Consider the following 8714-nt stretch of genomic DNA (forward strand, 5'->3'; position numbering starts at 1 on the left):
AAATGGACAATGGGTCTGGGGTCTGCTCTGAGAGAATCGTAGGTTAGAGTTAAGCTGCGGGTTTCTCCCATTGACTGGTAGGGTACGAGGTCGTGTGTTTCAATTACTGCCCCGGAGTGCATTTCTACGGAAGAGGTTAAGCCGCCTTTTGCTTTGCATTCGTTGCACTTGTCTTTGGGGTTGCGGGGGTCTTGACCCGGATTTTTGGGCGAAGGTGCTGGGGGGGCGAAGAAGTGCCAACTGCTGTTGCGGATGCCGCCTGAAACGGTTTCGATGGCGGTGCCGTCGGTGGTGACTTGACCGGTGCCTACATTGTCGAAGAAGCCTGTGGTGGGGTTAATCGACCACAAATCCATTGTCGTGCCTGCTGCGTATCCCGCGCGGTTGGGCAAGGATAGAGGGGCTGGAGTGGTAAACACCATATCCCCCGGCTGAATGGTGACTACTAAGTCGGTGTGCAGGTTGGGGGGCAGGGCGGCGGGGGTTAATTCTGTGGGGACTTCGGTGATGCTGAGGTTTTCGGTGTAGGGGTTGCCTTCAGCGTCTTTGAGGGAACCGGCTTTGACAAATACCGATGCTTTGGGAATCGCTGCGGTGGTGACAGTGGTGTCGGCGGCTGGGTTGATGTTTTTGCCGTTGGCGGTGTCGATCGGCGGCAGGTAAATCGGACGAGAGATGACGTTGTTAACGTTGGAGTAAACTTCGTGTTCCAGTAACAGCGGCAGTTTTTCGGCAATGTAGGGGTAGTTTTCTTCGCCGCTAATGCCGTCGCCGTAAATTAGCAGGGTGTCTGGCGGCACTAATTCGGGAAGTCCGAGCTCAGCCAAACCGGGAAATTCCAGCCGCAGAATTTCAAAGGAACCGTCGGCTGCTGTTATTGCCCGCAAGTCGCCGAGTCCCACCAACACACCTTCTAAGGGTTGCTGGTTGGTGTTTTGAATTACTCCTGAAATGCGAGTGAGGCCGGCAGTCGAAGGGGTAACGTTAACTGTAACAGGTCGAGAAGTTTCTAAAACTCCATCGCTAGCGACTACCGTAAAGTTGTAGGTTCCGATTTCTTCGGGAGTGGGAGAAATTTCTAGGGTGCCGTTGCCGGAGAGCTTGCCCGTGGGTAAGGGAGTGGACGATTTGATGGCAAAGCTAATAGGGTCGCCGTCGGGGTCGGTTGCAGTGAGGGGCAGCTTGAATGTCTCTCCGACTTTAACATCGATGGTTTGAATTGCGGTCAAGTTTGGCGCTTGATTTGCCGCACCGGCAATGGCTGTAGCGGTGAGGGAAAATTTCTGAAAGTTGGGATTGCTGATGACTAATTCTACAGCATCTGAAATAGCCCCAGTATCCAATCCCCCGGCTGGAATAGCACCGCGCAAATTGATGTAGGGTTTGCCGCTGCTATCGGTACCGTCGGGATTTTGCAGGGTTACTCCGGCTGGCAAATCGGGAAAAACTACTGCGACGCTGCGGCTGACGGGGCTGCCTGTATTTTGTACCTGTACTGATGCTTTGTAGTTGCCGGTGGCGGGGTCAAACTGTACCTGACTGAAATTTACTTTTAAATCAGGGGCCGCTGTCAGGTTGTCGGTATCGAGGCTGCCACCGCTGGCGGTTTTGTTCTGCGCTGGCAGAAAGACTGGGCTGGCGGTACCTTCTTCATCGACGGTGTTGGTGAGGTTCTTGACTTCTACGGTACTGCCGGTATCGGTGTCGCTGTCGGTTAATCTGAACAGCAGATTACCGCTGCTGCTGTTTTTCAAACTGGTCAAATCGATTTCTACGGTGTCGCCGCTGTACCGCACTCGTCCAGGTACGAATTCGGCTTTGCTGCCGGCTAGCGAAAATAGCGGGGTTCCGGGTGTTCCCCCATCGAGCAGGGTTTGGTTGGAGTCGCTTGGAGAAACTAGGAACACCTGAAACAAGTCTTCAATTGCCGATGCTGTATCTGTTTTGTCGAAGTTGGCTGCCAGTTGGAACCGCAGGGTGCGGCTCCCTGTGGTTTGCCCTAACTGTACGGGCATTACGGCTTGGACGAGTTTGCTGTTGCGTTCGGCCAGGAGTACAGTGTCCGTTGATGCTGCTGCCCAACCTGTTGTTGCTGGAGGGGCGACGGTGAAGTTGTTGGCGACGGAGAAGTTGGCCGTCTGGGATGTTTGGTTGCCGGCGGTATCTGTTGCTTCTAGAACAGTGGTGTGGCTGCCGGTGGCTAGCGGCGAGTTGGGCGGCAAGGAGTCGAACTTGCCGTCGGTTCCAGGATTCAAGGTGTTGGGGCTGCCGCCATCGACGGTGTATTGCAGGTTGGATAGATTTGTTGCGGTGTCGGTTGCAGTACCGATGAGTCGGACTGTGTTGCTGTGGTTGCCTCCGGGAATTGGTGTCTGCTGGGCTGTTTGGGGTGCGGCGGTGTCGAGGGTGAAGTTGAGGCTGAAAGTGTTTGATGTGTTGCCACGGGAGTCGGTGGCTATGAGGCGGAGGGTGTGGATGCCATCTCTGAGGGGGTTGCGGCGGATGGTTTCGAGTTGGGTGCGGTTGAGGGTGAAGCTACCGCTGCTGTTGAGGAGGGGGGTGATGTCAGCGAATTCGGCAATGGGAGTGTCGTCGAAACCGGCGCGGAAGCTGGCTATGCTGCTGCTGTCGGTGACGGTACCGCCGATCGTAGGATTGTTTGTAATGCGATCGCTGTTGGATGTTCCGGTATCGTTGGTTAGGGTGGCGGCGATCGCGGGCGGTGTTGTATCGTTGGGAACTAAGCTGTTAGCGTAGCTGATAATTTGCTGTCCCAGAGGGGTGGTGCGCCATTCTTTGGCTGGGTTGATGACACTGTTGAGTGGGGTGGCGCTGCCACTCGCGCCGATAAAGCTGACGATAATATCATTGTAGTCGCGGTCTGTTTGGGCCGCCGGCTCGTCTTCAATGGCAAAGGTATTGCCCGAACCTGTAATGTCGGCGAGTGCTAGCTGGTAGCCGCTGTTGGTAGAATTAGTTGGGGAGACAGAGAATAAAGGGCGGCGATCGGGGAATAAATTCCACAGCAATTGGGTGGCGTAAGATATTTGTATTGTGCCATTGGGAATCACCATGACCGCGAAGGTGTCACCTGGGGTCATGGTGAAGTTTTTGAGGCCGGTGTATGGCCCCGAACCCCAATTAAATTCTCCTGGCATTGAACCGCTGAATTTGGCGCCTTCGGTAGAGTCGCGGATTACAACGCGACCTAACGTGGAATTGGTGAGAACTCTGCGGAATGCCTCTAGAATGAAGGGTTTTGAACCGGGGATTAAGGTTTCCATCCCCTTCATGCTGAAAATAGCCAGTTCCCCTTGGTAGTATCCTCCATCAAACAGGTAGTCTGCACTGACTTGTCCGCTAGCACCGACTTGGAAAACTCCGGCTGGCAAAGTGCTATTTTTTGCCTGCCGTTCGGGGGTGGATGCGCCGAGGAGTTGGCTCCAAACGGTGCGGTCAGCTTGTGTTTCTACTTTTTCGCCGGTTAAGATGTCGCTGCTTGCGGAGGCTGAGGGCGAGGCATTTGGGGCTGCACCCAAGAGTTGCGGTTGTGTTAAAAATTGTTCAAAACTATTGGCATCTTCAACTTTTTGGGGGATTAAAAAATTGACAGTGGATGTTTGTAAAAGTGGAACGGGAATGCTGTTGGAACTGTCGGTAATGCTGCTTGAAGTTAGTAAATTTCCTGACGTTAATAAATCGGTTTTTGTTAATTCTGGATTAATTTCAAAGGGCTTTTCCAGAGGCAATAAAACGTCTTGAATTTTATTCATATATCCTCATGATTATTTAGCAGTAAACCCGAATCGCCATCGAAAAATTAACTAAAAAGTAAAAATTTACCGCAGACAGGCGCAGATAGATGCAGATACGTTGGGATAAAAACTGACGCTACACATCAATGCGCGAAATTCTGTAAATATACTCTTTTTGTCTTTCTATGTAGCAAAGCATACACGGCTTGGAGTTTTATTTGTTCAAAAAAACTTTAAATTTTATCAACATAAATTGCGAAATGTAATATTATTGCTTTGATAGTTAAAACAAGTTCGATCGCACTCCCAGGCCCGGCGAGTCAACTGCTGCTCTCTGCTGCCACAACCTTCAAGAACTTCTAAAATAGTTCAAGAAGGTATCACAAGACAAAGTAAGGTTTTTCATGGCCGATCAATTAATTCGCGCTACAGCCGCAGAGGGCGGAATTCGCGCTGTAGCCGTCATTTCCACCCGCCTCACCGAAGAAGCAAGACGGCGGCACAAGCTCTCCTACGTCGCTACAGCCGCCCTCGGCCGCACGATGTCAGCAGGGCTGTTACTCGCCTCCAGCATGAAGCGGCCCGAATCGAGGGTCAACATTCGCATCAAAGGAGATGGGCCACTGGGCGGGCTTCTGGTTGATGCAGGACTTGATGGAACAGTTCGAGGTTATGTGGATAATCCCGAAGTGGAACTGCCGCCCAATGCTAAAGGCAAACTAGATGTCGGCGGGGCAATAGGTGACGGGTATTTGTACGTGGTGCGGGACGTTGGATACGGCTTCCCTTATTCAAGTACGGTGGAATTGGTTTCCGGCGAAATTGGCGACGATCTGACTCACTATTTGGCAACCTCCGAGCAAACGCCTTCGGCTCTGGTTTTGGGGGTGTTTGTGGGGGCGGGCGGGGTAGAAGCGTCTGGGGGTGTGCTGTTGCAGGTTCTGCCGAAGGCGGCAACGGACGAAAAATTGGTGCAAACTTTAGAATCTAGAGTTGCTGAATTGTCGGGCTTTACGCCACTGCTGCGATCGGGCAAAACGCTGCACCAGATTCTCGAAGAGTTACTGGGAGATATGGGCCTGGAAATTTTCCCGGAAACTCAGATGGTGCGCTTTGACTGTGGCTGTTCGTTCGATCGAGTTTTGGGAGCTTTGAAAATGTTGGGCGAAGCGGAACTCCAAGACATGATTGAAAAAGATGGGGGGGCTGAGGCTACGTGCCATTTCTGCAACGAGGTTTACCAAGCTAATAGCGACCAACTTGCGGAACTCATCGGCGATTTGCGCTCAAACTCCGGTTCTTGAGACGATAATGTGTAATTGGCTCTATTGAGTGCGAGTTAGGGATGATGGCCTTGACCAATTGCCAATTACGCATTATCAATTACCTAATCACAAAATTTTGATTGTGGCGGTTTGGCGATCGGCTCTTGCAGTCTGGGGCCGACGGGAGTATGTAAAAGTGATGAATACATTTTATAGAGCAGTTGATAGCAGCGCTCGCAGTTTTTAAATAACTAACGCTGGCTGGTTGCTGTTTGTGGTGAGGATATGAGTCAAGATCGCAAAATACCAGGCCGTTGGTCTGCATCAGAATCCTTGGAGTCAACAAAGGATACTTCGTCGCTGGTGCGCTTACCAGCAAGGAAAAACCGGGCCCAACGACTTAAAGAGCTCCGAGAGTTGGTTACTTCGGGAAAACTGCCGGGAGGGCATCTGGAACTACCGCCGAATTTGTCTGGGGAAAACTCGCAGCCGCCGGAGGAACAAAATCCGTTTTGGCGGAACTGGTCGAATAAGTGGCAGTTTTGGCTGGCGCTGAGTTTGATGCTATCGGTGGGTATGGGGTTTGTGGCAATTGCGTCTTTGCTCAACCTCACCTCGCAGTCAAATTGCTCAAAGATTTTTTGGCCGACGGCTTCTGCTAACGATCGCTTTTTTTGTGCTCAAGAAGCAGCAAGCAAGCGGACGGCGGATGATTTGCTCAGGGCGATCGAATTAGTTAATGCTTTGCCACAAAACCATCCGCTGCGGCCGAGAATTAACACTCAAATCGATCGGTGGTCGGAGGATATTATTAGGCTGGGAAATGCTAGTTTCCAAGAAGGAAAGCTGGATGAGGCGATTGCCCTCGCTCGTAAGGTTCCTAAAAACGTTCCCGCTTACCCGAAGATGGAAAAGCAGATTGAAAAGTGGCAGTCGATATGGAGCGATGCAGAGAAAATTTACCGCACGGCGGAAGACCACTTGCGTCAGGAAGAGTGGCCGCTGGCTTTCAGCCAAGCTACTCTGCTTTTGGATTTGGGAAATACTTTCTGGGAATCGGCTAAGTACGAGGAATTGACTAAGCTAATTCAGACGACTAAGGCGGAGGGCAATAAGTTGCTAAAAGCCCGAAATACAGCCTCCGAGGGAGGTCTCGACAATCTGGTGACGGGGATTAAGCTGGCTCAGGGAATTGATCAAAACAGTTATTTGTATCAAGCTGCCAATAAGGCGATCGCGGAATTTAGCAAGAAAATTCTGGAGATCGCCCAAAAACGATTGCAAGCAGGGGATTGGCAGGAGGCGATGGCGATCGCTAATAAGATTCCAGAGTCGGCAAATTTAAGGGAACAAGTACAGGATTTTAATGAGTTGGCGAATGCTACTTCTCAGGCTTTGACTGGCTCTGTTGAGGGTTTCTCCAAGGCGATCGAGATTGCTCAAAAGTTAAATTCGGGCCGCCCTTTGTACAAACAAGCTCAAGATTTAGTCGGCCGCTGGCAACAAGAAATGGCTGATGTCAAAGTTTTGGATTTGGCAAGCAGGCTGGCGGCGCCTGGTGGGGTAAATGATTTGAGGGCTGCGATCGCCCAATTGCAAACAGTCCCGGAATCAAATCCCCGCGCTTCGGAAGCTCGCCGTCAAATTAGCACCTTGAGCCGTCAAATCGAGCTGCTCGAAGACAGTCCGTATTTGCAAAGAGCGAACGATTTGGCGAGTATGGGCGATCCGAATGCTCTGGAAGCCGCCGTTGCTCAAGCTTCTCGGATCGGTAGAGGTAGGGCGCTTTACGTGGAAGCTCAAGCCAAAATTCAAGCTTGGATCGAGAGGAGACAGCGGCTTGTTGACCAGCCGTTTTTGGATAGAGCTCAGCAGCTAGCGGCGGCCGGCAATTTGGCGGGGGCAATTGAGATGGCGCGCCGGATTCGATCGGGACGGGTGCTTTATCAGGAAGCTCGATCGAACATTCGGACTTGGGAGGCTCAATTTCAGGGCGAGCAAAATTTGCAGAACGCCCGTCAGACGGCCCGATCCGGGACTGCTGACGCTTTGCAAACGGCTATTGCGCTAGCAAGTCAGGTGCCGGAGTCGAGTTCGCTCCGGTGGCAGGCGAGTGAGGCGATTGATGAGTGGAGTCAGCGGATTTTGGCGCTTGGTGTCGAAGAGTCGTCGTCGGATCTGGCTGGGGCGATCGCGACTTTGAAGAAAATTCCTTCGGGTACTCGGGCTTTTGAGCAAGCTCGATCGCAAATCCAAGTTTGGGAGGAGTCGCTGAACCCTCCTGAGCCTGAATCTCCCGATGCTGAATATCCCCCTCCCGAACCGCCGGAAATTGAGCCTCCCACCAGCTCTGGCAATCGCTAGGTTAACTGGTTTGCCCGACATTGGGCGGGGGTTTAAAGTCTGAGAATTAGTGCTTGATTTGAGTTTTAACTCAAATCAACCATCATTCTCAATCAACTTCTAGGGGTGGGTTTACGAATCATACTCACATTGTCAACAAATTAAATAAAGCCACCCCCACCACGCGATAAAACTCAGAGAATCTCTATTTAACGAACCGCGAAGACGCAAAGGGCGCGTTCGGCGAAGCCGTTCCCGTTCCCCGCAGGGGTTCCCGAAGGGTAGGGTAGGAAGAAAAGGAAGAGAAGAGAGACAAGAGAAAGACTTCACAATTGATACGAGGCTTGCTATAGCAGTTTTCTATTGGGTGAGGTACATCTTAGCAATTACCTTTTTCCCAATGATCAATTACCAATTACCTGTAATTTTAGATCAATTAAACATCCGCCGGATTTAGGTGCATCATTGCCCAAGTGGTGTAAGTGCCGATCGGACTCCAAAGTATGTAAGGCAGCAATAACAGGGCGGCTGGCTCGGAAACTGGCAACACTGTTAAAGCTAGGATTACGCTTAAAATAGCGCCCGTTCCGCCGATTATTGTGCCGACTTTTAGGCTCCTAACTTTGCACATAACCGAGGTGTAAGACATAGTTACTATTTCTAAAAGCAGGTACAAACCCATTCTCAGCCAAGTCTCCTGAGTTCCTGGTTGTTTTTCCCACACTATCACTGCTGACCAAGCTGCACAAATAAAAATTACTGTCCAAATTAGGGGAATTGCTTTTTCAAATACTAGCCATCTCGGACGCTGCAAGCGGTTGAACCATTGGATGTCGCTGGGCGGGATGAAGTTAGCTGCTAGTGCTACTACAAAGGCGACGCCTCCAATTACCATCCAGGATTTAATCATTTTTTTACCTTGGGCAAGTTTGACAGGTTCAATTCTGGAAATATTATCTCTAATTTTGGCGATCGCGCCATCTGTCCTCAGTTATATTAGGTTGGGCTGATTCGCGAAACCAACATCAGTTCAAAAGTTATTTAGGCTTCAGGAAAACCTCTATTTATTCTCTTCAATTCCCCTTAATAATATAAAAAATGTGACCGAAAGCATCCAGGATAAAACCCCCCGGATTCATTCCGAAAGCAGACTCAGGACCCAGAAACAAAAAACCTGTATCCGATAAAGGAGCCGCCGAATTTATCCGTGGGGTCAATGCCTCAATTCTAAAATCTAAAATCTAAAATCTAAAATCTAAAATCTAAAATCGCGCAATCGATTGACTCTTGCTCCCTCCCCTTGACAAGCCGAATTTATCCGTGGGGTCAATGCCTCAATTCTAAAATCTAA

General features: G+C 50.6%; 4 protein-coding genes. 2 read left to right on the top strand and 2 right to left on the bottom strand.

From position 1 onward, the window contains the following. Positions 1 to 3773, bottom strand: a 3773-nt coding sequence (locus tag QT973_RS18345) for a DUF4114 domain-containing protein (protein WP_333391881.1), incomplete at its 3' end; no start/stop codon positions are given. 386 nt (positions 3774 to 4159) lie between these two features. Here QT973_RS18345 and hslO point away from each other — a divergent pair. Both hslO and QT973_RS18355 read left to right on the top strand, forming a co-directional pair. Continuing rightward, complete coding sequence (gene hslO / locus QT973_RS18350) at positions 4160 to 5059, top strand: Hsp33 family molecular chaperone HslO (RefSeq protein WP_333270762.1); 900 nt, start codon at positions 4160 to 4162, stop codon at positions 5057 to 5059. A gap of 246 nt (positions 5060 to 5305) precedes the next feature. Further along, positions 5306 to 7384: a hypothetical protein gene (locus QT973_RS18355; RefSeq protein WP_333207747.1), complete on the top strand. Its 2079-nt coding sequence runs from the start codon at positions 5306 to 5308 to the stop codon at positions 7382 to 7384. Positions 7385 to 7799: 415 nt separating this feature from the next. Here the strand turns inward: QT973_RS18355 and QT973_RS18360 are convergent, their stop codons facing one another. Continuing rightward, positions 7800 to 8273 carry a TspO/MBR family protein gene (locus QT973_RS18360; RefSeq protein ID WP_333207746.1) on the bottom strand — a complete coding sequence of 158 codons (474 nt, stop codon included), beginning with the start codon at positions 8271 to 8273 and terminating at the stop codon, positions 7800 to 7802. Positions 8274 to 8714 lie beyond the last annotated feature (441 nt).

It is taken from the genome of Microcoleus sp. Z1_A1 (assembly GCF_036700305.1).
GTDB lineage: Bacteria > Cyanobacteriota > Cyanobacteriia > Cyanobacteriales > Microcoleaceae > Microcoleus.

What these genes read in the sequence shown, in the direction of transcription:
- QT973_RS18355 (WP_333207747.1), top strand. Translation starts at nt 5,306, where the DNA reads ATGAGTCAAGATCGCAAAATACCAGGCCGTTGGTCTGCATCAGAATCC.
- QT973_RS18360 (WP_333207746.1), bottom strand. Translation starts at nt 8,273, where the DNA reads ATGATTAAATCCTGGATGGTAATTGGAGGCGTCGCCTTTGTAGTAGCA.
- hslO (WP_333270762.1), top strand. Translation starts at nt 4,160, where the DNA reads ATGGCCGATCAATTAATTCGCGCTACAGCCGCAGAGGGCGGAATTCGC.